The organism is Alkalibacter mobilis (genome assembly GCF_015594845.1).
Classification (GTDB): Bacteria; Bacillota; Clostridia; order Eubacteriales; family Alkalibacteraceae; genus Alkalibacter; species Alkalibacter mobilis.
This window is the reverse complement of sequence record NZ_JADNRK010000008.1, coordinates 37525-63886: the sequence shown is the minus strand read 5'-3', so window position 1 is coordinate 63886 and position 26362 is coordinate 37525. Positions and strand designations below refer to the sequence as shown.

Annotated in this window: 25 protein-coding genes and 1 other annotated feature; of the genes, 22 read left to right on the top strand and 3 right to left on the bottom strand. The window is 42.3% G+C overall.

Translation table 11 applies throughout. The annotated features are described in order from the left end of the window. Window positions 1-82 precede the first annotated feature (82 nt). The 3 genes from IWB18_RS06130 to IWB18_RS06120 are packed head-to-tail and all read left to right on the top strand — an operon-like array spanning window position 83 to window position 2600. Complete coding sequence (locus tag IWB18_RS06130; RefSeq protein ID WP_195682733.1) at window positions 83-766, top strand: cobalamin B12-binding domain-containing protein; 684 nt, start codon at window positions 83-85, stop codon at window positions 764-766. Further along, window positions 767-1921: an ABC transporter permease gene (locus tag IWB18_RS06125; RefSeq protein ID WP_195682732.1), complete on the top strand. Its 1155-nt coding sequence runs from the start codon at window positions 767-769 to the stop codon at window positions 1919-1921. It begins immediately after the preceding gene. Then, window positions 1914-2600 carry an ABC transporter ATP-binding protein gene (locus IWB18_RS06120; protein ID WP_195682731.1) on the top strand — a complete coding sequence of 229 codons (687 nt, stop codon included), beginning with the start codon at window positions 1914-1916 and terminating at the stop codon, window positions 2598-2600. The genes IWB18_RS06125 and IWB18_RS06120 overlap by 8 nt, the downstream gene beginning before the upstream one ends. Window positions 2601-2632: 32 nt before the next feature. On the opposite strand, the gene deoD is transcribed toward IWB18_RS06120, so the two are convergent. Next, window positions 2633-3331: a purine-nucleoside phosphorylase gene (gene deoD / locus IWB18_RS06115; RefSeq protein WP_195682730.1), complete on the bottom strand. Its 699-nt coding sequence runs from the start codon at window positions 3329-3331 to the stop codon at window positions 2633-2635. A gap of 153 nt (window positions 3332-3484) precedes the next feature. On the opposite strand from deoD, the gene IWB18_RS06110 reads away from it, so the two are divergent. From IWB18_RS06110 to IWB18_RS06065, 11 genes are all read left to right on the top strand, one after another. Continuing rightward, complete coding sequence (locus tag IWB18_RS06110) at window positions 3485-4408, top strand: AEC family transporter (RefSeq protein ID WP_195682729.1); 924 nt, start codon at window positions 3485-3487, stop codon at window positions 4406-4408. Between the two features lie 17 nt (window positions 4409-4425). After that, window positions 4426-5109 carry a 5'-methylthioadenosine/adenosylhomocysteine nucleosidase gene (locus IWB18_RS06105; RefSeq protein WP_332310669.1) on the top strand — a complete coding sequence of 228 codons (684 nt, stop codon included), beginning with the start codon at window positions 4426-4428 and terminating at the stop codon, window positions 5107-5109. Further along, window positions 5109-6251, top strand: a complete 1143-nt coding sequence (gene alr / locus IWB18_RS06100; RefSeq protein WP_332310668.1) for an alanine racemase — start codon at window positions 5109-5111, stop codon at window positions 6249-6251. Before IWB18_RS06105 ends, alr begins: the two co-directional genes overlap by 1 nt. A gap of 47 nt (window positions 6252-6298) precedes the next feature. Continuing rightward, window positions 6299-7162 (top strand): YitT family protein, encoded by an 864-nt coding sequence (locus IWB18_RS06095; RefSeq protein ID WP_195682728.1) that lies wholly within the window; start codon window positions 6299-6301, stop codon window positions 7160-7162. A gap of 93 nt (window positions 7163-7255) precedes the next feature. Next, complete coding sequence (locus tag IWB18_RS06090; protein ID WP_195682727.1) at window positions 7256-8848, top strand: CTP synthase; 1593 nt, start codon at window positions 7256-7258, stop codon at window positions 8846-8848. A gap of 498 nt (window positions 8849-9346) precedes the next feature. Then, the gene (rho, locus tag IWB18_RS06085; protein ID WP_195682770.1) at window positions 9347-10939 is read left to right on the top strand and encodes a transcription termination factor Rho; all 1593 of its coding nucleotides are present in this window, start codon (window positions 9347-9349) and stop codon (window positions 10937-10939) included. Between the two features lie 108 nt (window positions 10940-11047). Then, on the top strand, window positions 11048-11176 hold the full coding sequence (locus IWB18_RS12590) for a hypothetical protein (RefSeq protein WP_269747909.1): 129 nt from the start codon (window positions 11048-11050) through the stop codon (window positions 11174-11176). 96 nt (window positions 11177-11272) lie between these two features. Beyond that, window positions 11273-12289: a 3-deoxy-7-phosphoheptulonate synthase gene (gene aroF / locus IWB18_RS06080; RefSeq protein ID WP_195682726.1), complete on the top strand. Its 1017-nt coding sequence runs from the start codon at window positions 11273-11275 to the stop codon at window positions 12287-12289. After that, window positions 12290-13147 (top strand): prephenate dehydrogenase, encoded by an 858-nt coding sequence (locus IWB18_RS06075; RefSeq protein ID WP_195682725.1) that lies wholly within the window; start codon window positions 12290-12292, stop codon window positions 13145-13147. 38 nt (window positions 13148-13185) lie between these two features. Then, complete coding sequence (locus IWB18_RS06070; RefSeq protein WP_195682724.1) at window positions 13186-13956, top strand: TatD family hydrolase; 771 nt, start codon at window positions 13186-13188, stop codon at window positions 13954-13956. A gap of 236 nt (window positions 13957-14192) precedes the next feature. Further along, entirely contained in the window at window positions 14193-15233 is a 1041-nt protein-coding gene (locus tag IWB18_RS06065) for a 3D domain-containing protein (protein WP_195682723.1), read from the top strand. A gap of 21 nt (window positions 15234-15254) precedes the next feature. Here the strand turns inward: IWB18_RS06065 and IWB18_RS06060 are convergent, their stop codons facing one another. After that, entirely contained in the window at window positions 15255-16235 is a 981-nt protein-coding gene (locus IWB18_RS06060; RefSeq protein ID WP_195682722.1) for an ATP-binding protein, read from the bottom strand. Then, window positions 16225-17196 carry a DnaD domain protein gene (locus tag IWB18_RS06055; protein ID WP_195682721.1) on the bottom strand — a complete coding sequence of 324 codons (972 nt, stop codon included), beginning with the start codon at window positions 17194-17196 and terminating at the stop codon, window positions 16225-16227. Before IWB18_RS06055 ends, IWB18_RS06060 begins: the two co-directional genes overlap by 11 nt. 221 nt (window positions 17197-17417) lie before the next feature. Here IWB18_RS06055 and IWB18_RS06050 point away from each other — a divergent pair, with 221 nt between their 5' ends. From IWB18_RS06050 to ilvD, 8 genes are all read left to right on the top strand, one after another. Further along, window positions 17418-18674: a UDP-N-acetylglucosamine 1-carboxyvinyltransferase gene (locus IWB18_RS06050; RefSeq protein ID WP_195682720.1), complete on the top strand. Its 1257-nt coding sequence runs from the start codon at window positions 17418-17420 to the stop codon at window positions 18672-18674. Window positions 18675-18775: 101 nt separating this feature from the next. Further along, window positions 18776-19558, top strand: a complete 783-nt coding sequence (locus IWB18_RS06045; RefSeq protein ID WP_195682719.1) for an MBL fold metallo-hydrolase — start codon at window positions 18776-18778, stop codon at window positions 19556-19558. 16 nt (window positions 19559-19574) lie between these two features. Continuing rightward, window positions 19575-20756: a S1C family serine protease gene (locus IWB18_RS06040; protein ID WP_195682718.1), complete on the top strand. Its 1182-nt coding sequence runs from the start codon at window positions 19575-19577 to the stop codon at window positions 20754-20756. Between the two features lie 101 nt (window positions 20757-20857). Further along, on the top strand, window positions 20858-21478 hold the full coding sequence (locus tag IWB18_RS06035; protein WP_195682717.1) for a TetR/AcrR family transcriptional regulator: 621 nt from the start codon (window positions 20858-20860) through the stop codon (window positions 21476-21478). Between the two features lie 19 nt (window positions 21479-21497). Then, entirely contained in the window at window positions 21498-22460 is a 963-nt protein-coding gene (locus IWB18_RS06030; RefSeq protein WP_195682716.1) for a 3'-5' exoribonuclease YhaM family protein, read from the top strand. An 8-nt stretch (window positions 22461-22468) separates the two neighbouring features. Continuing rightward, window positions 22469-23221 (top strand): acyl-[acyl-carrier-protein] thioesterase, encoded by a 753-nt coding sequence (locus tag IWB18_RS06025; protein WP_195682715.1) that lies wholly within the window; start codon window positions 22469-22471, stop codon window positions 23219-23221. Window positions 23222-23303: 82 nt separating this feature from the next. After that, window positions 23304-23555 (top strand) — a binding site (T-box leader). A gap of 128 nt (window positions 23556-23683) precedes the next feature. Beyond that, window positions 23684-24685, top strand: coding sequence for a ketol-acid reductoisomerase (ilvC, locus tag IWB18_RS06020; RefSeq protein ID WP_195682714.1), 1002 nt, complete (start codon window positions 23684-23686; stop codon window positions 24683-24685). Window positions 24686-24700: 15 nt separating this feature from the next. Then, on the top strand, window positions 24701-26356 hold the full coding sequence (ilvD, locus tag IWB18_RS06015) for a dihydroxy-acid dehydratase (protein WP_195682713.1): 1656 nt from the start codon (window positions 24701-24703) through the stop codon (window positions 26354-26356). Window positions 26357-26362 lie beyond the last annotated feature (6 nt).

Sequence of the window (26362 nt, the reverse complement as noted above, 5' to 3'; positions counted from 1 at the left end):
CCCAATATTAAAAACATATTAATTTAATTACTGACCCGGGTTTGAATTTTAAAAACACAGGGTAAGTTTATACTAGTTTACGATGGCAAAAGGAAAGGTGGGACAGAGAATGGAAGCATTCTACAACAAATTCAGGGAACTTATTGAAACTGAATCAAAGAACGAAGCGATCGAATTTGCACTTGCTTTGATCGACAAGCATAGAGTCACCATTGTGGAATTTTATGAAGAAATTTTGGCAAGGACCATGAACTCTATTGAATGCCACAATGACGAAAAGAATCTGTGTGTCTGGAGAGAACATGTAAGAAGCGGAATAGCCAGGACGATCATCGAGTCATTGTATTCTCGGGTGCTCGCTGAAAGGAGCAAAAATCATTCAACTCCACCTGACAAAAAGGTGGCGGTGATATGCCCCGATGGGGAGTATCACGACATGGGAGCCAGGATAGTGTCGGATTATTTTACATTACTGAATTGGGATGTGGTATTTGTAGGAAACAGCACTCCGAAGGACGAATTTATCCGCGTCGCTGAGCATTTGAATTTAAATGCAATTGCAATCAGCGTGACTAATCCCTATAACTTGGTTTCAGCAAAGAAAACCATCGATATGATGAGAGAAAAATGTGATGAAAACCTTAAAATTTTTGTAGGTGGATATGGATTCACCAAGGTGGATGACATCAAAAAGGATTTCAACGTGGATGGCTATGTGTCGAGCTTTAATGAGCTGAAAAACCTTTTGGAAGGGGGCGAATATTAAATGTTTTCATTTAAGATCGCAACCAGGTTTCTTCGCTTTAGTCTGGGTCAGACCATCTTGATCGTGGCAGGTATTGCCATCGGCGTCTCGGTACAGGTCTTTATAGGCCTTTTGATACAGGGATTGCAGAAGGATCTTGTCGACACCACCATTGGCAATTCTTCTCAGATCACAGTCAGACCTGCAAGAGGAGAAAATAATATCGAGGATTGGGAAATGATATTCAATGAAATAGAACAAAATCAAGAAGGCATAAGGGCTCTTAGCCCGTCGGCGGATGGTCCTGCATTTGTTCTGGGAGAGGACCGCGGAGACTCGGTATTGGTAAGGGGGTTTCAGTTTGATGATGCGGAGGGCATATACTCATTTAACGAAAAAATAATGGAAGGTTTCATGCCGGATCCGGGAGAAGTAATGGTGGGAGAGACCTTGAAAGATGAGTTGGATCTAGCGCTTGGAGAAGAGATCGAACTTGCTACAGCTGAAGGGAAAACGGAAAAATATCGGATATCCGGATTTTTTGATTTTAAAGTGGCAAATATAAATGCAACATGGATCTTGACGACTTTGGATACTGCGCAGGAGCTGTTTGGCTTGGATAAGAGTGTGACTGCAATCGAAATGCAGGTGGAAGATGTATTCTTGGCGGACACCATCGGGGGTCAAATAGAAGAACTGATCGACAACGAAAAAATCGTCGTTGAAAACTGGAAGGATCAAAATCAGGAACTGCTAAGCGGGCTCAACGGCCAAAGCATTTCCAGCATTATGATACAGGTATTCGTGATGGTATCGGTAATACTGGGGATATCCAGTGTACTTGCCATAACGGTAATGCAAAAATCAAAGGAGATCGGTATACTCAAAGCCATGGGGATAAAAGACGGAACAGCCAGCAGGATTTTTCTGGTTCAAGGACTTTTGCTTGGAGTGTTTGGCGCCGCATTGGGCGTCGCCTTGGGATTGGGCCTATCAGTGGCATTTACAAAATTTGCCGTCAATCCGGACGGAAGCCCTATAATAGCACTTTACATAAATTACGGTTTCATTGCACTCTCCGGCGGGATAGCCGTACTGGCCTGTTTACTGGCTTCGCTAATTCCCGCAAGAAAGTCATTGAAGCTTAACCCCATAGAGGTGATCAGAAATGGCTGACATGATTAGATTGGAAAAAATAAATAAAGTATACGGTGAAAAGATAAAAACCCAGGTCCTTTTCGATATCGACCTGTCCTTTGAAAAAGGAAGCTTTAACAGCATCATTGGGGCTTCAGGCAGCGGTAAGAGCACATTGTTGAACATCATAGGCACGCTTGATCAGCCCACTTCGGGAAAAGTTTTCATCGGGGGAAATGAAACCAGCGCTCTCGGTAAAAAGGATCTGGCAGTACTAAGAAACAAGACACTGGGATTCATTTTTCAATTTCACTATCTTCTGCCTGAATTTACGTCTTTTGAAAATGTTTTGATGCCCCACAGGATCAAAGGAGGACCAATCACGAAAGAAATCGAGGACAGGGCAAACGAAATAATGGACATGGTGGGGTTGTCTGCAGTAAAGACAAACATGGCAAACAACATGTCAGGTGGACAACAGCAGAGAACTGCAATTGCCAGGGCGCTTATGAACAAACCGGATATAATTTTAGCCGACGAGCCCACGGGCAACCTGGACTCCGAGTCAACTGAGACTGTCTATAAAATATTAAGGGATATCAATGAAAAATTGGAGACCACGTTTGTGATAATAACCCACGATAGAAGGATCGCAGAAAAAGCGGACAGGATAGTGGAAGTAAAAGACGGACGGATCGAAATGGATATCAAGAGATAAATTAAAACCCCGGGAAAATTCCCGGGGTCTGATCATGCCAAATTCAATGCAATTTCCATCATGTCGGTAAATGTTTTTTCTCTTTCTTCAGAAGTCGTCAATTCTCCGCTGACCAGACTGTCGCTTACAGTAAGTATGACCAGTGCATTTTTTTTGAGTTTTGCCGCATTCATGTAAAGTGCGGCAGCTTCCATTTCCACAGCAAGGACTCCCATACGGGCCCATTTCTTCCATGAGTCGGGATCGTCATCGTAAAAAATATCGCTGGAGAGAATATTCCCCACTTTTACGGGAAGATCCAACTTTTCTGCAACGGAAACCGCTTTTGACAAGAGGCTGTAACTTGCCGTGGGGCAAAATGTGCCGGGCAGGTCGTACTGGGAAGCATAGCGGCTGTTGGTGCACGCCCCCATGGCAATGACCACATCTCTGACTTTCACATCTTCCTGAAATGAACCGCATGATCCAACTCTGATGATATTGTCCACATCATACTCGGTGAACAGCTCGAATGAGTATATCCCCATGGAAGGCATGCCCATACCGGATCCCATGACGGAAATTTCCTTTCCCTTGTAGATTCCGGTAAAACCCAGCATCCCTCTGACGGAGGTCACCTGCTTGAAGTCTTTTAAGTATTTCTCGGCAATAAACTTTGCCCTCAGCGGATCGCCGGGCATTAAAACCGTTTTTGCGATTTCATCTTTTTTGGCGCCGATATGTACGGTCATTTTTTTAGCCCCCTTCTGGTTTATAGTTTTTTTATACCAGATTTTTATAAAGAAATCAAATTCTGAAATTCAGCGACTGTGAACTCTTTATTTTTGAACCCATTAATGAGATAATAAGGAGTGTTGTGCAATTAAAGAGTATAGGAGAGCTTAATGAGTTTTTATAATGTTTTTTTAGCGATATTCACATTGTTTATTGTGGGGATCACCGGATTTGTTTCCAGACGGATTGGAATAATGACAAAAGAAATGGCGGACAATATCCCGAAATTCATCACACATGTTACGATGCCTGCGATGTTTTTGACTTCAATGCAGCTGACATTTTCCTGGGACAGGCTGGCAGGGCTTGGATATATCCTGGGTACTGCCCTGGTGGCGTACAGCATACAGTTTTTGGCTGCTTTTCTGATCCCCAGGCTTTTGGGGGAGTCCGGCAGTCCGGACAAAGGCGTCTATCAGTTTATGATGATATTTTCAAACGCCGCCTTCATGGGCTTTCCCGTTCTCAATTCAATATTCGGTCAGGAAGCTGTATTTTATGGAGCTGTCTTCAATCTGCCTTTCAACGCATTGGTATTTACACTTGGGGTATACATAATGCAAAAGGAAAAAGGTTCCTTCAAAGCCAGACAACTGGTATCTCCGGCTTTGATAGCCACGATCATCGGCATGATGTTTTTTATATTTTCAATAAAGATCCCCGGAATGATAAATCAACCTTTATCGATGATAGGGGACATGACCACTCCATTGTCCATGATATTCATTGGTGCATCTTTGTCTGAAGTAACGTTTGGGGGCATATTTTTAAAAGGAAAACTTTATGTGGTGGCTCTCTTCAGGCTGCTGCTGATACCACTGGTATTGTTGATGATATTGAAACCTTTTGTGTCGGATCCCATAATACTGGGAGTTCCCGTGGTCATAATGGCAATGCCTGTGGCTGCCTTGTGTTCCATCATAGCCAAATCCTATGACAACAACGTAGAACTTGCAGCTGAAGGCACTTTTATAACCACCACATTATCCATGATCACGATACCTTTTGTTGTGTGGATACTAACGATAATATAAAATTGGAGGAATTGCTTGTGAGAATCGGAATCATTGGAGCCATGGAGACAGAAATACAGATGCTCAAGGAAAAAATGACTATAGCTGATGTCAGGGAGATAGCCACCCTGGTTTTTTACGAAGGGACCCTGGCTGGAAAACAAATAGTATTGGTAAAGTCTGGAATAGGCAAAGTAAATGCAGCCATGTGTGCCCAAATTTTGATCGACAGATTTGAAGTTGAGGCCATAATAAATAGTGGAGTAGCCGGAGCATTACATCCGGATTTGGATGTCGGGGACATTGTCCTTGCCACCGAATTGATTCAACACGACATAGATGCATCGATTTTCGGAGATCCCAGAGGAATCGTTCCAGGTCTAAAGTGCAGCGTATTCAAAACCGACAAAAGTCTTTTGGAGGCCTGTGAAAAATCCAGCAAATCTTTTAGAACATTCAAGGGAAGGATCGTGACGGGAGATCAAGCGGTGGGAGACAGCAAAACCAAGGATTTTCTTCATTCGGAATTTAAAGGATACTGTGTGGAGATGGAGGGCGGAGCAATAGCCCATGTGTGTAGTTTGAACGAAATCCCTTTCATGGTGGTCAGGGCAATATCAGATAAAGCCAATGAAGAAGTAGAAGTGGATTATGGAAAATTCATGAAAGAATCGGCAATTAAATCCTGCATCATAATTGAAGGAATGTTGGGTGAGATATAGTGGATCCAAAGAAGATACAATTGAACTGCCGACCCACCAGATGTGAAATAAATCTGGATCTTTTGATCGAAAACTATAACAGGATCAAAAATCACGCAGGGGCCCGTGTGGAAGTGATGCCTGTAGTAAAGGCCGACGCATATGGACATGGAGCGGTGGAGTGCAGCAAGGCTTTAGTGGAAGCCGGAGCCCGCATATTTGGCGTGGCTGTAGACGACGAAGCAATTGAGTTGAGAAAGAATTCTATTGACACCGACATTCTAGTTTTGGGTTACACACCTAAAAGTCATATCCAGAAGATCCTTGAATGGAAGATAACTCCAACGGTCTATCAACTGGATTTTGCCGAAGAACTTTCCAGAGCGGCAAAGGGAAAGACAAAAATCCACATCAAGATAGATACGGGCATGGGAAGGATTGGATTTAAGGCCAAAGAGGCCGCAGGATCGGTCATGAAGATAGCGTCGCTGAAAAACATTGAAGTAGAGGGGATATTTTCCCATTTTGCAGAATCGGATTCTAAGGACAAGTCCTTTTCAATGCTTCAAATGGAAAGATTTGATGAGCTGATTCAATTGTTGGAATCCAATGGCTTGCACATACCCATAAAGCATATGGCAAACAGCGCCGGTATTTTGGATTTGCCAAAAAGCAAATACGACATGGTAAGGCCCGGCATTATACTTTATGGAATGTATCCATCTGATGAAGTGGAAAAAAACAATATCGAGATTTTTCCGATAAAAAAATTCGTAACGGAGATTGCCCATATAAAATGCATCGGGTCGGGAGACAGCGTCAGTTACGGAAGAAAATTCATCGCAAATGGAGACAGGCTTATAGCAACACTGCCTGTAGGCTATGCAGACGGATACAGCCGTCTTCTGTCCGGCAGATCCAGAGTATGGATAAACGGTGATTTTTATCCTGTTGTCGGCACCATATGCATGGATCAGACAATGATCGACATAACAGGATCCGATGGTTTTGTTGTAGGTCAGGATGTGTGTCTGTACGGTGAGGGCGTTCCAATTGAAGAAATTGCAGAAATCATGGGGACCATCAATTACGAAATCACTTGCATGACCAAGGAAAGGGTACCAAAGATATATATAAAAAGAAACGAGATATTATCTCTATAAAAAGATATGTTAAATCGGAGAAAAACAAAATTTGAGAGGTGATCTATTTGACTGAACGGCTAAAGCCCATTAAAACAGAAATAAAAAGCTATTTGGGGATAACATTGGGCACAATGATAATGGCATTTGGATTCAACTCATTCAGTGTACCCAATAAGATCGCGCCAGGTGGATTTAGTGGTTTGGCCACAGTGCTTTATCATTTGACAGGATACCCCGTGGGTTTGATGACATTGATTTTTACCATACCTTTGTTCTATATTGCCTTTAAACTTTTAGGTGGAAGATTTGGGATCAAGACTTTTTTCGGGACGATTTTATTCTCGTTGAATATCGACTTGTTTATGAGAACGCCGCCCTTTACCCACGATGTATTTCTGGCCTCGGTTTTTGGTGGTGTCATATTGGGAGCCGGAATAGGAGTTGTATTTAAATTTGGGGGGACCACCGGAGGAACAGATCTATTGGCCTCAATACTTCACAAGTTTTTTAAAGGGATCTCCATTGGAACCTGGCTTATGATCATAGATTCCATGGTGGTCGTATTTGCAGGGATAGTGTTCAAAGACATAGAAATTTCAATGTATTCAACTTTGACCCTGTTCTTGTCCATGAAGGTGATCGATTTGGTGCAGGAGGGTATCAGTTATGCAAAAGCTTTTTACATCATATCTGAAAAATCTGAAGAGATTTCCAGGGGCATAATGACCGAGCTGGACAGAGGAGCTACTATTCTCAACGGAAAAGGTGCCTACACCGGTTCTGAAAGAAGCGTGGTTTACTGCATAGTCCACAGGGCGCAGGTATCTCAGATGAAGGATCTTGTAAAAGAGATAGATCCTCACGCATTTGTCATTTTGGGTGATGTCTATGAAGTTTTAGGAGAAGGATTCAAAAAAATCACCAGTTAGGTATTTACAAGCGAATGTTTATGTTATAAAATATTTTTTTATGATAAAGGACGAAAAAAGCTACAGTTAAAAAATAAATATGGAGGTTAGTCGATGAGCACAAAATACGTATTTGTTACCGGAGGTGTGGTATCGTCCCTGGGCAAGGGAATTACCGCCGCATCATTGGGAAGACTCTTGAAGGAAAGAGGACTTAAGGTTTCGATTCAAAAATTTGACCCGTATATCAACTACGACCCGGGCACAATGAGCCCTTACCAGCATGGAGAAGTATTTGTTACCGATGACGGAGCTGAGACGGATCTTGACTTGGGACATTACGAAAGATTTATCGACACGAACCTGTCACAGGACAGCAACGTAACCACCGGAAGGATCTATTGGTCGGTCATCTCAAAAGAGAGAAGAGGTGATTACTTGGGTGGAACTGTGCAGGTTATCCCCCATATTACCAATGAGATCAAGGAAAGCATTTTAAGAGTAGGACAAAAGACTTCCTCTGATGTGGTAATAACCGAGATCGGAGGCACGGTAGGAGACATCGAGAGCCTGCCTTTTCTGGAAGCTATCAGACAGTTGAAGAATGAACTTGGTCAAGGAAACGTAATATTCATTCACGTAACGCTTTTACCTTACTTGAAAATGGCCGGAGAACTAAAGACAAAACCTACGCAGCATTCTGTTAAAGAACTGAGGGGTTTGGGGATCCAGCCGGACGTTATAATCTTAAGATCTGAAAAAGAAGTAAATTCTTCTATCAAAGACAAGATAAGTCTCTTTTGCAACGTGGAAAGCAAAGCCGTGATCCAGAACATGGACGCATCGGAATTGTACGAAGTTCCCTTGCTTCTTGAAAAAGAAGGTTTGGCTGATTTTGTATGTGAAAAGCTGAATATTTCATGCCAAGAACCTGACTTGACGGAATGGCAGGAAATGGTTGACAGATCAAAGAATCTTTCCAAGAGCGTGAGAGTCGCCCTGGTGGGAAAATATGTGGAACTTCACGATGCCTACCTGTCGGTGGTAGAAGCGCTCAAGCATGGCGGTATAGCCAACGACAGTGAAGTTACGATCAAGTGGATCCATTCCGAAGACGTGAACGATGACAATGCCAGTGAATATTTTAAGGACGTTGACGGAATACTTATTCCAGGCGGTTTTGGAGAAAGAGGCATCGAAGGCAAAATTGCAGCTGCAAAATATGCCAGAAAAAACAAGGTTCCATACTTGGGACTTTGTCTGGGACTTCAGATAGCGGTAATAGAATTTGCCCGAAATGTGGCTGGCCTTAAAGGTGCCAACAGCTCGGAAATCGATCCTAACACGCCGTATCCCGTTATCGATATAATGGAGGATCAAAAGGACATAAGTACAAAAGGCGGCACTATGAGACTTGGACTTTATCCATGTACCATAAAAAGGGGAACGAAAGCCTACAGTGCTTACGGTGCCGATTCCATTCTTGAGAGGCACAGACACAGATATGAAGTCAGCAATAAATTCCGCGAAAATCTTGAAGAGAAGGGTCTGATCATCAGTGGAATTTCACCGGACAAGGTGCTGGTGGAGATGGTGGAAGTTGAAGATCATCCTTTTTATGTGGCTACACAGGCACATCCCGAATTTAAATCCAGACCGAACAAACCGCACCCGCTGTTTAGAGATTTCATAAAATCAATGATCTAAAATTTTAAAACGCTAATGATATACAGCTTATCATTAGCGTTTCTGTGGATAAAAATGGTTATACACACAAATTACCCACAAAAGCACAGTTGGATGTGGATAAAAGGTGCATTAATTGTGGAGAATGTGGATAACTGTAAAAAAACATGCAATTTGAGAAATCAGCAACATTATGTTGTGTTTAACAATCTTTTTACCCCAAGACTTGTCAACAGGGCATGTATCCACAAGTTATCGAGAGTTGTGGATAAATAAAATTACTACGTTCGGGCATAAATCATAACTGACGACAGATTATAAAATTACAGGGCACGAGTTTTGTTGACAGGCAATAAAAGGTTGGTATATCATTAAGAAGTAATGTCAGAAATGTTTTAATTTCACATCCATTTCCCATTATCATTTAATTCTACTATATTTCTAAATTCGAGCTTAATTCAATTGTTTGATATTCAGATACGGGGAGGTATTTTTTTGAGCAGCAAAGATTATAATAGCATGACCGTCAGCGAGCTTAGAGAAGCAGCAAAAGACAAAGGTATAAAAAATGTTACAAAGTTAAAGAAGAGCGAGCTTGTAGCGATGTTGTCTGAAGACAAAAAGGAAGAAACCCAGATTTCCGGAGACAACGGGGGAAGTGACTCCAATGGAGGCAAGTACTCAAAGCTAAAGGATTCGGTGGATGCAGCATTCGATCTGGAGGGGACGTTGCAGATATTGCCGGAGGGATTCGGATTTTTAAAGAACGATGACATGGAGTCTCCTGAAGAATACGTTTACGTATCGGCATCTCAAATACAAAAATTCAAGCTCAGATCCGGAAATCGGATCAAGGGCAAAGTCAGAGCTCCCAGAGAAGGGGAGAAGTATTATGCCATGTTGTATGTGGAGAGTGTAAACGGCAGAAGCACAAGCGAGATAATGAAAGAGGAAGAGGACTTGATGACCAATCCGGACAAAAAAGACATGAGCAGGTACGGAAAGCCCCAAACAGGGATACTCGAAGTATTGAGCGATGGATTCGGTTTTCTAAGGACAAACAACTACCTTTCCGGAGAAAATGACATTTACGTGTCTCCTTCACAGATAAGAAGGTTCAAGTTGAGAACCGGTGACAAGATAGTGGGAAAAATCAGAACCCCAAATGAAGGGGAGAAATTCGATGCGTTGCTTTATGTGGAATCCGTAAATGGAGACGTGCCTGAAAAAGTGGTCAACAGACCCAACTTTGAAAGACTGGTTCCGGTATTTCCAGATGAGAGATTAAAATTGGAAACGGGAAGCACGCCTGTCTCAACAAGGATAATAGATCTTTTTGCACCTGTAGGAAAGGGACAAAGGGGAATGATAGCAGCAGCTCCCAAGGCGGGAAAAACCATACTGCTAAAAGAGATAGCAAATGCCATAACCGTCAACAATCCCGAAGCGGAATTGATCGTTTTGCTCATAGATGAAAGGCCTGAAGAGGTCACAGATATTCAACGTTCCGTCAATGCAGACGTTGTATACTCTACATTTGACCAACTGCCGGCAAATCATATCAAAGCTGCGGAAATTGTTCTTGAGAGAGGTAAAAGGCTTGTAGAGCAGGGCAAGGACGTGATCATCCTTATGGACAGCATTACCAGATTCGCCCGGGCAAACAACCTGGTGGTTCCACCCTCCGGCAGGACCTTATCCGGTGGATTGGATCCTGAAGCTCTTTATCTTCCAAAGAAATTTTTTGGAGCTGCCAGAAACATCGAAGAAGGTGGAAGTCTAACGATACTGGCCACTGCCCTGATCGATACGGGAAGCAGAATGGACGATGTGATTTTTGAAGAATTTAAAGGTACCGGAAACATGGAATTGCACCTTGATCGGGGTTTGACCGAAAAACGAATTTTCCCGGCAATCGACATTTACAAATCGGGAACCAGAAGAGAAGACAAACTGCTGACAGAAGAAGAAATGAAGTTTGTCATAGAGGTGAGAAAGATGTTTTCAAATTATTCCGCTGCAGACATAGCCGACAGGCTGATCGATTCGATGAAAAAAACCAGCGGAAACAGCGATTTTATCAAAGCTTTCATAAAAAAGCGAAAGGCCTGATGGAGCAAGGTCGGAGATTTTGATAAAAATTTGATAAACAGTCAAAAGATAAATTGACTTTTAATTTATATACAAGTATAATGATATAAATCAAAAGGGAGTGAAATCATGTCCATACAGGTGAAAGGGATAAAATCCCAGGAAACTGCATATTTTTACGGTTATGGCTTTAGCTATTATTATAGCTACGGTTATTTTGGCGTACAAATAAATAGCAGTGAAAATGTCATGGAGTAGACTTTCTGAACCCAAATGTAAATTAATGTATATTTAAGGAGACTCGGTGAGAGTCTCTTTTTTTATATTAAAAATCAAAAAAGGGAGGTTATAATAATGATCGTAGTTGTAAAAGCAAATGCACCTGAAAAAGAAATTGAGAAGTTGATGGAGATACTTAAGCAAAAGGGGATGGAGATCAACTATTCAAAAGGAGTAGACCATATCATAATGGGGCTGATCGGAGACACAAGATCCATAGATGTGGACAGTATTGCCTCCATAGACATAGTTGACAAGGTATTAAGGGTGCAGGAGCCGTACAAAAAGGCAAACCGAACTTTTCACCCTGAAGATTCAGTGATCGATGTCAACGGTAGGAAAGTAGGAGGAAAAAATTTCTCTGTCATCGCAGGTCCATGTTCGATCGAAAGCGAAGAACAAATCCTTGAAGTGGCAAAAAGCGTAAAGGAATCCGGCGCTACATTTTTAAGGGGAGGAGCTTTTAAACCCAGGACTTCGCCTTACAGCTTTCAAGGAATGGGCCTCGACGGTCTTGAACTTCTAAAATTGGCAAGAAAGGAAACCGGACTTCCCATCGTTTCGGAATTAATGTCGACAGAATTTTTGCAGGCATTCGTAGATGACGTGGATATCATACAAGTGGGAGCCAGAAACATGCAGAACTTTGCCATGTTGAGAGAGCTGGGAATGTGCGACAAACCTATTTTGTTGAAGAGAGGAATGTCGGCAACTATCGAGGAATGGTTGATGTCTGCCGAATACATAATGAAGGAAGGCAACGATAATGTAATATTATGTGAAAGAGGGATCAGAACTTTTGAGACCTTCACCAGAAACACTTTGGATCTTAGTGCCATACCAGCGATAAAGAAGAAGAGTCATTTGCCCATTATAGTCGATCCAAGTCATTCCACGGGAATGTGGTGGATGGTGGAATCCATGGCAAAGGCAGCAGTCGCAGCGGGAGCAGATGGAGTCATGATAGAAGTTCACAATTCGCCGGAGACGGCACTTTGTGACGGTGCTCAGTCGCTGAAACCGGACAAATTCAGAGAGTTGATGGTAACTTTGAATAAGTATGCAGAGCTTGAGGGAAAGGTGATAGGCTAAATGGAGAGTGACTTTAAGAACAAAAACGTCTTGGTCGTTGGAATTGGTCTCATGGGCAGTGCTTTTGCAAAAAGTTTCAAGAGCCTTGGTTTTAAAAAGGTTTACGGACACGATATCAATGAAGAGATCTTGCAGGCTGCAGAAAAACAGATGATAATAGACAGAGGTTGCTCCGATGTTTCCAGCGTCATAGGCGAGTGCGATCTTGTGGTCGTTTGCCTCAACCTTGCCCATGCGGTGGATTTCATCAAAAGCAACATGAAATTGTTTAAAAAAGGAAGCATACTGACCGATATCGTGGGCGTAAAACGAAATATAATAAGAGAGATTTTGCCGGTTTTAAGGGATGATGTGGATTTTATACCCGGACATCCCATGGCCGGAAGGGAAAAGAGTGGAGAAATTTTTACGTCGGATAAAATTTTTGCCGGTAAAAATTACATACTCACACTTACAGAAAAAAACAAAAAGGAAAATATCATTTTTGTAAAAAGGTTGATCGAAGAAATGGGATTTGGCCAGATCATTGAAACTGATCCGGAAACCCACGATGAAAAAATTGCCTTCACCAGTCAGCTTTGCCATATAATAGCGGCATCCATGGTGGACATAAGCGACGATTCCAAGGTAACTCGATTTGAGGGAGGAAGTTTTCAGGACATGACAAGGATAGCAATGATCAATTCGAGTATGTGGGCGGAACTTTTTTTAGCCAACAAGGACAAGTTGGTCGAAGTTCTGGACAAATTTCAAGAAAGCATCGAATTTTTTAAAGATTCCATAGAAAATGAAGAGTATGCTTCAATAACCGATCGTTTTGATATAATAGGGAAGAAGAGGATGGAAATGGGGAAATAAACCTGTTTCTTCCATATAAAACGTAAAGGAGATTTGAGATGTTGATAGATACTCACGCACATATGGACGATGAAAGGTACATCGGGATTTTGGACGATGTTATAAATGAATTTATGTCGCAGGGAGGTAAACTGATAATAAATTCATCATATGACAAAAAGTCCATTGAAGATTCCATAAAGCTTTCCGAAAAATACCCTATAATATACTCTACGGCAGGTTTGCATCCCCATGATGCCAAAACCGGAGATGAAGAATTTTTCAAATTTTTGGAAGAAAGTTGCAAAAGAGATAAAGTTGTCGGTGTGGGGGAGATAGGATTGGATTATTATTACGATCATTCCCCAAGAAAAGTCCAGCAGGAGATGTTTTTAAGGCAGCTTCTTCTTGCAGAGAAGCTCGAAATGCCGGTAGCAATACACTCACGGGATGCCCACAAGGATACGTATGACATATTAAAAAAATTCAGTGGCAGGGTGACCGGAGTTATGCATAGTTATTCAGGAAGCTGGGAAATGGCAAAAAATTATCTGGATCTGGGATATTACATTTCATTTTCAGGACCGGTGACTTTCAAAAATTCGAGAAAACTGCCTGAGGTGGCATCAAAGGTGCCTTTAGACAGAATACTGGTGGAAACGGACAGTCCGTATCTGACTCCGGTCCCTTTTCGGGGAAGAACCAATACACCGTCCTTCGTAAAATACGTTGCGGAAAAAGTTGCCGACATAAGAGAGATTTCTTTTGATTCTCTGATGGAAGCCGTGGAGGGAAATGTAAGAAATCTTTTTGGGGATATAAAATTTTGATTTTTTTTCAAGGACAGCAAATGCTGTCTTTTTTTTTGCGCCGAAAGAAGAAAATAAAAGGTGTAAACGATACACTGTACAAAAATGTCAATAGGTAGTATAATAAAAAATGTAAATAAAATGTAACAAAAAGGCAACAAATTTGACAAATCCCATTTTATGAGATATGATGTCTGGTACTCGCTGGAGAAATCCGCAAGCAGGCCTGTTTTGGGCCTTAAATTAGGAGGTAAAGAATGAACGTTAATTTAAAAAGATTAAAGGAATTGGGCGCAATCGGCCGTAATCTTTTAATCATTTCATTGCTGATCGTAGCAATGTCAGCGGCATTTGTCATCTTCCAGACAACAGAAAAAATCGTGACGATAGTTGATGAAGGAAACACCATGGAATATACATTCAGAGGAGAAAAAACTGTAGGTGAAGCTCTTTTAGACAACGAGATCAGCCTTGGTGAGATGGATGAGATCTCAGTTCCTTTGGATAATGTGCTGGAAAACGAACAAAAGATTGAAATCAAAAGAGGAATGGAAGTCAAAGTAGTGGCGGACGGAAAAGAATATGTATTTGTCACCGCCGAAAAACAAGTCGAAGACATAATCGAAAAATTAGGTCTCAGATTGGAAGAACTGGATTTGGTTTATCCTGCCGTGGATGAAAAGCTGGACTTGAACTTCGACGAAGAGATCAGAATAACCAGGGTCACGGAAGAACTTGACACAAACAAGTATCCTGTCAAGTACACCCAGGTAACAAGAAGTAACTCCAATATGGACAAGGGAGAAGTAAAAACGATCCAAAAGGGAAGCGATGGCCTTAGATCAGTGACTGAAAAAGTCGTGTATCACGACGGAGTGGAATACAGCAGAACGGTTCTCGAAGAAAAAGTCGAAGTTGAACCGAAAGAAGAGATCAAGGAAGTAGGCACCAACGTATATATAGCTACATCAAGGGGGCAGACCCGGTTTAGGACGGCCATGTACGTAACGGCCACCGCTTATTGCTCATGTGAAATTTGTACCGGGCCCGGAAACGGATATGTGACGGCCAGCGGGACAAGAACTACAGCCAACAGAACCATTGCAACTTCAAAATCCTTCGCATTTGGAACAGAATTCTATATTCCATACTTCAGGAATTCATCAAACAGGGGAATTTTTGTCGTGGAAGACAGGGGCGGTGCGATCAAGGGAAACAGAATAGACATATATTTCAATTCTCACGAGGAAGCTCTCAGATTTGGAAGAAAGACTTTGAAGGTATATGTTCTGGATTAACATTGAACAAAAAAGCCGACATCATATGATGTCGGCTTTTTTCATTCTTATATCTTCGCCGAAAAACTCGAAAAACCTGAAATTACCTATAATCCTTGAAGCCAAACGGGCGGAGTATCTATCCTCAAGCTTGTCGAGAGATAAGTTTGTGCTGATTATCATCTTTTTCTCGTCTTTAAGGCGTTTGTTTATGAGGTTAAAAAGCTCATTGTTTGCAAAATCGGTCAGGGTTTCGGTTCCAAGATCATCGATTATAAGAAGATCGCAGGAATAAAGATAATTGACAGGATTGTCCTGTGTGCTATCAGTGGGATTTTGGAATTTGCTTCTTCGTATAATGTCCAACAATTCCGACGATGTTTGATAAATCACAATGAACCCTTTGTCCAAAACTTCCTTGGCGATGCAATGGGAAAGAAAAGTCTTGCCCAGCCCGGGATCGCCGAAAAAATACAAATTGGTCTTTTCAGACTTGAAATTATTAGCGTAATTGATTGCGGCCAGAAGTATATTTTGAATATTGAGCTTTGGTGAAGCCGGATAAGATCCCTTTGAATCCGAGTAGTATCCGGTGTTGAAGTTGTCGAAGTTCTCTTTGTCCAAAATATTCTTCAAATTTGATTGATCGTAGTATTTTTCCACCAGGAGTTTGTTGAAACAAACACATCTTTCTCCATTTACCACTCCTTGGTCATTGCAAATGGGACATATGGGTTTGTAATCCAAATAATCTTTGGGGTAACCTTCCGATTCCAGAAGACTTATTTGATCTGATTTCAACAATTCGATCTCTTCCCTGTACTTCTTTAAATCGGTGGGGTTGCCTTCGGAAACGGAGGCGATCGTCAGTTTGAGACCGGCCTTGTTGATGCCGTCTCCGATGATTTTCAATTGGGGTATCTTTCCATTGAGAATATCGATCTTATGCTGATGATCTTTTTTTCTTTGTGAGATCCTTTCGTTGAATTCCTGAAGTGCGGTGTTGTATGCATTATCTTTCATTTTTATCGCTCCACATTTTTTCTCTTAGTTTTTTCTGTATCAAATCGTAATCGTATTTTGATGTTTTTGCAGATTCTTCCTTGTTTTTGCCTTTGGAGTCGGATTCGATTTTTTCCTTGGCGATGTCCTCGAGAGTTTGGTAACCCTTTTTATTCCACGAGACAAGTATGGAGTTGAGATATCTGAAATTGGGCTTTCCGGTGCTGGACATTCTCCTGCAACCCTCCATGATTATCTCTAAACTGAATTTGTATTCATCAAGCCATCTGTCCATCAATTCGATTTCGCCTTTTGTTGGTTGGCGGTTAAAACCGAGAAAGTTCATTATTTTGTAGTAACTGGTCCACTTTTTATTTGTTTTTTCTATGTGGCCCATAGCTACGTCGTAAGTACTAATGTTTTTATCGTACCATGACAAGGCGACGCGATTCATATAATTTATATCTTTTTTATTTTTGTCCAGACAGTACTCAACAAGCAGCATGACTGTCTGAATATCAAACATGAGGTCGCTCATCCAGCTGTCGATTGTTTGAAGTTCTTTGCTGCTGAGAGGCCTGGAAAACATTCTTTCAATGGCTTGGTACATCTGCCTTGTTTCGGAGATTTTCTTTGAATCATCATCTTTTTTGGAGGGAAGCCCTTTTCCCTCGATCATAAGTGACGTTATATTGAAATATTTGATGATGCTGTTGTCTTGGTCGATTTCGACCATAAGGATCCCTTCGTCTTCCCAGTATCGCCAAGCCTTGATCACATCACTTTCCAAAAGATTGAGGCTCTTGGCTATGACCTTGTTGCTTATGTCGGACAGATTTTTGGACTGGCAATATTTCAAACCCAGAAGATACACTTTGACAAAGTCCCCCGGAGCTTTAGGCATGTAATGGTTTATAAAAATATTTTCGACTAGGGTGACGGAGAGGTCATCGTTTTTTTGGATTATTTCAAATTGGTTCAAATAGGGCACCTTCTTTAAGAATTTATAAATATCATTATATCATAAATAAAGTGGATTATGCCCCCAATGCTCAACTCGTCTCCGGTTGTGAAGGTTTACTCGGTGAAAATACTGATATAACGAGTTATAAAGGATCCAGAGACTTCTTTTTGTTTAATGTTTAGATGAAATATGATATAATGCATCCCAGTAAACAACACAAAAATGAAGGGAAGTTACGAATGGATCGTTTAATAATAGAAGGGGGACATCCCCTGAAAGGCGAGGTAACCATAGCTGGAGCCAAAAATGCAGCCTTGGGATTGATACCGGCAGTGTTGCTGGCGGAAGGTGTTTGCAGGCTTGAAAATTTGCCTAACATAAAGGATGTCAACCGATTCATAAATATTTTGGAAAAAATGGGAGTGGGGGTTGTCAGAGAAAAGGACAACACCGTAGTTTTTGATACCACCACCGTGGACAAGTATGAGATGCTCGACGAGGAGACTCAAAAAATGAGAGCATCATATTATCTCATTGGAGCTCTGCTGGGTAGATTCAAGAATGTCGTCATACCTTTTCCGGGAGGCTGCAACATCGGAGTAAGACCCATAGACCAACACATAAAGGGATTCGAAGCATTGGGGGCCAAGGTTGAACTGGAACACGGGATCATAAGGGCCCATGCAGAAGAACTCAAGGGAGCCTCCATATATTTGGACGTTGTGAGCGTAGGAGCCACCATAAATATTATGCTTGCGGCAGTGAGAGCCAAAGGGGTAACTGTCCTTGAAAATGCTGCAAAGGAACCACACGTGGTCGATGTGGCAAACTTTTTGAACCTGATGGGTGCAAATGTTAAGGGTGCGGGAACTGATGTGATCAAAATAACCGGCGTGGAAAATATGCACGGGTGCGATTATATGGTGATTCCGGATCAGATTGAATCAGGAACTTACATGATAGCCGCAGCAGCCACAAGAGGAGACGTTCTGGTCAAAAACGTGATACCAAAGCATCTCGAGTCCATCACGGCAAAGTTGGTGGAAATGGGAGCAGAGATAACCGAATACGACGATTCCATAAGAGTAGTGGGAAAAGTGCCTTTGAAGTCGGTAAATATAAAGACACTTCCTTATCCGGGATTCCCCACAGATCTTCAACAGCCCATGGCAGTATTGATGTGCATGGCCGAGGGAAGCGGAACTATAACTGAAAGCATATTTGAAAACAGATTCAAGTATGTTGACGAACTCATAAAAATGGGTGCATCGATATTGGTGAACGGAAGGGTAGCCATGATCAACGGAGGGAAAAAACTTTCCGGGACAACCTTGAGTGCTACCGATTTAAGGGCCGGTGCGGCCATGGTCATTGCTGGATTGGTGGCTGACGGTAAAACAGAAGTAACGGAACTCAAGCATTTGGATAGAGGATACGAAAACATGGAGCAAAAGCTTCTGAACCTGGGAGCAAAAATAATAAGAATCAACGACTGATGACTTGTCCCGGTATTCCGGGACTTTTTTAAGGGAAGTTTAAGAAAAATTGTCTATTATTAGGGCATGACGGAAAGTGCTCGGACAAGAGGGAGGGATCCATGAGATTCTGCAGTTTGTACAGTGGAAGCAGCGGCAACAGTTTGTATGTGGAAGGCACCCACGGGAAAGTCCTGGTAGATTCGGGACTCAGCGGGATCAAAATTTCCAGGGCGCTGAATGAAATAGGGTCGGATCCTGCAACCGTCAACGGAATTCTGGTAACTCATGACCATTCGGATCATGTTAAAGGTTTGGGGATCCTTTCCAGAAAATTTGACATACCTATTTATCTGAACATGAATACGTGGCTGGCGGTAAAAGATCAAATCGGCAAAGTCAAAGACGAGAACGTAAATATAATAGAAGCAGGCAAAGAATTTGAGATAGAAGATCTTTGTGTCAAGGCATTTCCCCTGAATCACGATGCTGTTGACCCGATCGGATTTACTATTCGATCCGCAAACAGGAAAATAGGTATCGTCACGGATACCGGAACTTTAAATGAAGAAATTTACGAAAACATCAAAATGTGCGATCTTGTGGTAATGGAGTCGAATCACGATGTCAACATGCTGATGGCGGGGAGATACCCGTATTTTTTAAAAAAAAGAGTTGCTGGAGAATACGGACATCTGTCCAATGAAACTGCGGCAGAGACCATAGTGAAACTGGCAGAGGAAGGCTTGAGGAGAGTTGTCCTGGCCCATCTTAGTGAAGAAAACAATTTTCCCCAGCTGGCATTGGAAACTACAAGGAATAAATTGAAGGAAAACAAACTTCACGAGACGGTTTCAGTGGAAGTGGCAAGGAGATTTTCGCCCAGCAATATATACGAACTATAACTGAGGTGATAGTATGATGGATAACAAGGATGAAAGATATGAGGTCGAAACGATTTTGACCGACAGGGAAGACCGGTATGGAAAGAAACCCAAGAAAGAGCGAAAAGGTCTCAAATATTTTGCGGCTGGTCTTGCAGGTGCGCTGCTTGGCAGTGCTTTCATGGGTGCGGTGGCATTCACATATCTTGACGGACTCGACGAGAAGACGATATCCAATGATGACGGAGGAATCGTCCAACAAGTTCTCAACATCAGCGACAATGCGCCCACTACCGTAGAAGCGGTGGCAGAGTTGGTAACCCCCGCCGTCGTAGGGATAACCACCGTTGAGATCCAGGACGGTTATTGGAGACAATTCGAACAGACGGGAGTGGGCTCGGGTGTTATCGTAACTTCCGACGGCTACATCCTGACCAACCAACATGTGGTAACGGACAATCCAAAAAGCATAACCGTATCTTTGAAAGACGGCAGAACTTTCAGCGGAGAAAAAATTTGGTCTGATGCATCCTTGGATCTGGCAATCGTAAAAATAGAGGCTGACAATTTGCCGGTGGCAAGATTGGGCGACTCAGATCAAATCAACGTGGGAGAACTGGCAGTGGCAATTGGAAACCCTTTGGGACTGACCTTTGAAAGGACAGTAACATCTGGAATAATCAGTGCGCTCAATAGAAGCATCATGGTAGGTGCAAACAACATTGCCGAAGATCTGATCCAGACAGATGCTTCCATCAACAGTGGAAACAGCGGCGGACCGTTGCTCAATAAAAACGGCGAAGTTATAGGAATAAACACCTACAAAATAGATACCGGCGAAGGAATGGGGTTTGCCATACCCATCAACATAGCAAAACCGATCATAAATCAGATAGTAAAAACCGGAGAGTTTCAGGCAGTGGTTATGGGCGTAAGCTGTCTTGACAGAGAAATTGCCCGGTACTATGGAGACAGCGGCATAGATTTGAAAAAAGGAATACTGGTCATGGAAGTGCAACCCGGCTCTGGAGCATCAAAGGCTGGGCTCAAACCCGACGACGTGATCCTGGAGGTAGACGGCAAGGAAGTCAACACCATGCTGAAGCTGAGGGAAATATTGTACGGAAAATCATCGGGACAGTCAGTGGAAGTGAAATACGAAAGATCAGGCGTAGAATCTACTGTTCAGGTTGAATTGAACGCCACGTCACTGGAATAAAACCCCATTTTTCGGGGTTTTTTTAGTTTGACAAAAAAAACAGGTAAGAATATACTTTAACTAACAAATGCGACTTAACGGTCGCCGGTAGGAGAATAAAAATGCCAAAAGAAACATTCTATAATTTGCCCGAAGCCAAGAGAAACAAAATCTATGAATCGGCTCTGGATGAATTTGCCAAGAATCCTTACAGACAAGCAAGTATCAATAGAATAATCGAAAATGCCGGGATACCCAAGGGAAGCTTTTATCAGTATTTCACAAACAAGAAAGATCTATACAAATTCTTGATTGAAGAGATCTACAAAAAGAAAATAAGCTATTTGACGCCCGAGATGGCAAATCCCAGCGGCATGAATTGCTTCGAATTCTTGAAGGAGCTGTTTAAAAGCGGAATCAGATTTGCCAAGGAAAATCCCAGACTTGCAAAAATCGGTCAACATATGCTTTCAGATTCGGAAGCGGACACCTATAATGAGATAATGGACGACAAGAAGGATGAAGGACTGAAAATATACAAAAACATATTGGCAGAAGGCGTCAAAAGAGGCGATGTCAAGGCGGACATAAATCTGAACCTTGCCGCCTATTATCTGTTTCAACTCAGCAATTCCATTTCAGGCGACCTTATCGATCTATTCGGCAAGAGTGAAGAGGAGAATTTCATGTCTCTTGTAGAGGATATGATCGACCTTCTTGAAAATGGCATTGGATCAAAATAATAACCCCAGGAGAGTGAGCATGATCAACAATATTTCAATAAAGGACATGGACTACGGTCAAAACGTGGTTACGTACATGATAGTAAAGAACTCTGATTTAAAAAAAGCAAAGAACGATTCCCTGTATCTGGATCTGATTTTGGGAGACAGTCACGGAAATGAAGCCAGCGGAAAACTCTGGAATGCGTCAGGAGACATGGCGGCATTCAAAACCGGAGATATGGTGGCAATAGATGCTCTGGTGCAAAAATTTAACGGGAAGCTGCAGTTGAGACTCAACAAGATCAGGTATTTGAATGAGGGGGACAAAGTAGATGTAAATGACTTTGTTGAGAGTGCCCCGGAGACACCTGAAAAAATGTACGAATACATGTTAAGGCTGTTGAGTGGATTTGAAAATGAAGAATTAAAACTGATCACAGAATATCTTCTGGAAGAGAAAAAGGAAAAGCTTCTATATTATCCGGCTGCAAAGACTCATCACCATGCTATAAAATCCGGTTTGCTGTATCACGTTACATCCATGTTGAAGATTGCAGAAGGAATAATCCCAATTTACCCTTTCGTCGACAAGGAACTCCTGCTGGCGGGAATAATGCTGCATGATCTTTCAAAAGTAGACGAGATGCAATCCAATGACATGGGTCTTGTGGAAGACTACACAAAGGAAGGGAAACTTTTGGGACACATCATCCAAGGTATCGTAGACATCGACAAGGCAGCTTGCGAATTGGGGATTTCACCGGAATTGAAACTGGTATTGGAGCACATGATACTTTCACATCACTATCATGCAGAATACGGGAGCCCCAAGAAACCGCTTGTACCCGAAGGGGAGCTGTTGCATTACATAGACTTGATAGATGCCAGGATGTATGCCATGGACAAGGTGCTTAAAGATGTTGAACCGGGCCAATTCGGTGACAGGAGCATGACTTTGGAAGGAAGAAACATGTACAAGGCAAATTTGTCAAAGGAGTAAGATTCAAAATGGCTGGATATAAAATGACTGGAGAGTATAAGGTCCACAGCTACGAGGTGGATAAAAAACAAATATTAAAACCCGAAAAGCTTGTCAACTATGCACAGGATATAGCCATGCTCCAGGGTGAAGAGCTGGGATTGGGCCAGTGCCATCTTAAGGAAAAAGGATTGGCATGGGTCATAACAAAATTTGACATCTCTATCAAGAGGCTTCCAAAATTCAACGAGACTCTAAAATTGACCACAATGCCGGTAGGCTTTCACAGGTTGGTGGCAGACAGGATTTTTGCATTCGAGGATGATGAAAAAAAGGAAATCGCACGGATACATTCCCAGTGGGTGATGATAGATACCTTAAAGGGCAGGATAAAGAAGATAGACGATTTCTATCCAAATGCCTACGGGTTTGATTTTAATCAAAACTTGAAGCTTGATTATGAGAAGTTTGATGTCAACAAAGAGTGGGATCATACAGTAACGGAAAAAGTCAAATACGGGGACATAGATTTTAATGCCCATGTAAACAACGGAAGGTATATAGGGTGGATAATGGATTCCCTGCCTGAGTATACCAGAGATAAATTTGGGATCGAAAATATCTCGATCCACTACAAGAAAGAAGCTTTAGAAGGCGACCTGGTACATATTTCAGGTACCGACCCAAGAGACGGATGCGAGGAATCTATCCATCGAATACACACTCGGGAGGGTGATTCCATCGTTGAGGCCAAGATCCGGTGGAGGAAATTATCTGAATAATTAGATTTTTTTGATAATAAAGCAAATAAATCTTGACACAAATAACCCGGAAGAATATAATAAGTTCTAATACGAAATAATGGCAAACGCGATGACAAAGAGAAAAGTACCAAACCTTTGACCCAGAGAGCTGATGGATGGTGAAAATCAGCGTCAGAGAGGTATGCAATACTCACTTTAGAGCACTTTTTCTGAAAAGCCCAGCTTAGTAGGATGAAGCGGCAGCCACCGATATTAGGCTTTGGATTAACTTTTGTTGATCTGAAATGAGACAGACCTTTGCAGGCTGTGAATTAGGGTGGTACCACGAGATAATAGATCTTTCGTCCCTATAAGTATAAGACACTTATAGAGCGAAGGATTTTTTTTTACTCAAAATTAATACTTGGGATTGCCTATGGGGTGATTGAACAAGTAATAATCATGAAATAATAAATAAATTATAAACAGGAGGAAACAAAGATGAGTAAAATGTATTATGAAGAAGATTGCAATTTAGATGCACTTAAAGGTAAAACAGTGGCTGTTATAGGATATGGAAGCCAAGGACATGCACATGCCCTTAATCTTAAGGAGAGCGGTGTGGACGTGATCGTAGGATTGTATGAAGGCAGCAAGTCTTGGGCCATAGCCGAGAAAGCCGGCCTTAAAGTTGATACGGCTGCAAATGCAACAAAAGCTGCAGACGTTATAATGATACTGGTAAACGATGAGAAGCAACCTGAGTTGTTCAAAGAAGACATAGAGCCAAACCTGTCGCCGGGAAAATATTTGGCTTTTGCCCACGGATTCAATATCCTTTACAATCAAGTGGCTCCTAAAGAAGACATCAACGTGATCATGATTGCTCCTAAAGGACCTGGACACATCGTTAGAAGAATGTATGAAGAAGGAAAAGGAACGCCTTGCCTAGTAGCAGTTCAACAGGATCCATCAGGAGATTCCATGGACATAGCCCTTTCATACGCAGCGGGAATAGGTGGAGCAAGAGCCGGAATCCTTGAAACCACATTTAAAGAAGAAACTGAAACAGATCTGTTCGGCGAGCAGGCAGTATTGTGTGGTGGAGTGACCGAACTTATGAAAGCAGGTTTTGAAACTCTTGTAGAAGCAGGATACCAACCTGAAAGCGCATATTTCGAATGCGTTAATGAAATGAAACTGATCGTAGACTTGATAGCTGAGGGTGGATTTAGCCAGATGAGATATTCCATCAGTGATACTGCCGAGTTCGGAGACTACAAAACAGGATCAAGGATCGTTACAGATGAAACTAGAAAAGAAATGAGACAAGTACTTAAAGAGATCCAGGAAGGTACTTTTGCCAAAGACTGGTTGGTTGAGAACAAGGTTGGAAGACCTTACTTCCTGGCAAAGAGAAGAATAGAGAGCGAGCACCAGGTGGAGACTGTGGGCAAGAAGCTTAGAAAAATGATGCCTTGGTTGAAGTCTGACAAAGAATAAAGAGGAAGTGAGATCATGAGAAGTCAGAATATGAAAGAGGGAGCTTCAAAAGCTCCCCATAGATCTCTGCTGAAAGCCAGCGGATACAGCGATATGGAGATAAGAAAACCACTTATCGGAATAGCAAACTCATTTAATGAGATCGTACCGGGCCATATCGAATTAAGGACCATAGCCGAAGCGGCAAAAAAAGGGGTTCTTATGGCAGGCGGAACACCAATGGAATTTCCGGCCATTGCAGTATGTGACGGTATAGCCATGAATCACGAAGGAATGAAATACTCTCTGCCAAGCAGAGAGATAATTGCAGACAGTGTAGAAATCATGGTAAAGGCCCACGGACTTGACGGAGTGGTGCTGATTCCTAATTGCGATAAATCCGTGCCGGCCATGTTGATGGCTGCTGCAAGATTGAACATCCCAGCAATAGTTGTCAGCGGTGGTCCAATGCTTGCAGGAAGTTACAATGGAAATGCAGCAGATTTGATCACTGTATTTGAAGGCGTCGGATCTCATGCCACAGGAAACATGAGCGAAGAAGAACTGTACGAATTGGAAAATTCAGCATGTCCCACATGCGGTTCTTGTTCGGGAATGTTTACTGCAAACTCCATGAATTGCATCAGCGAAGCCATAGGAATGGCTCTCCCTGGAAACGGAACCATACCGGCTGTATATTCAGACAGAAAAAGACTTGCCAAGGCGTCTGGGATCAAGATAATGGAACTGGTGGAAAAAGACATAAAACCCAGAGACATCATGACTCCAAAGGCTTTCGAAAACGCTTTTACAGTTGACATGGCTTTAGGATGTTCAACCAATACGGTTCTTCATCTGACTGCAATTGCAAATGAAGCGCAAGTCGATTTCAACCTCGATAAAATCAATGAGATAAGCCTGAAAACACCTAACCTTTGTAGATTGAGTCCCGCGGGGCCAAATCATATCCAGGATCTGTATGCTGTAGGCGGCATCATGGCAGTGATGAATGAGTTGGACAAAAGGGAACTCCTTCACAGGGATCTCATAACGGTTAGTGGCATGAACATTGGAGAGCTATACAAAGGGCAGGAAAAACGCGGAAGCAAGATAATTGCCGACATAGAAAAGCCTTACAGTGAAACCGGAGGGATCCGAGTGCTTAGAGGTAATCTGGCTCCAGATGGAGCAGTTGTCAAGCAATCGGCCGTAGCTCCTGAAATGATGCAAAAGACTACAAAAGCAGTAGTTTTCGAGTGTGAAGAAGATGCGGTCGAGTCCATACTTGCAGGCAAGATACAAAAGGGCGACTGCGTAGTCATAAGGTACGAAGGTCCAAAAGGCGGTCCGGGCATGAGAGAGATGTTGACACCAACTTCATCTTTGGCTGGAATGGGTCTTGATAAAGATGTGGCCCTTATTACCGATGGAAGATTTTCTGGAGGAACAAGAGGAGCGGCAATAGGGCATGTATCACCAGAAGCAAGCGAAGGTGGACCTATTGGGCTTGTTGAAACCGGAGATACTATAATAATCGATATAATTAACGGGAAACTGGAACTTGACGTGGACGAACAAACCCTGGAAGAAAGAAGAAAAAATACCACTATAAAAACGTGCAAATCTCAAGGTTATCTCAAGAGATATTCAGACATGGTATCATCTTCTTCAACTGGAGCAATAGTCAAGTAATACTGG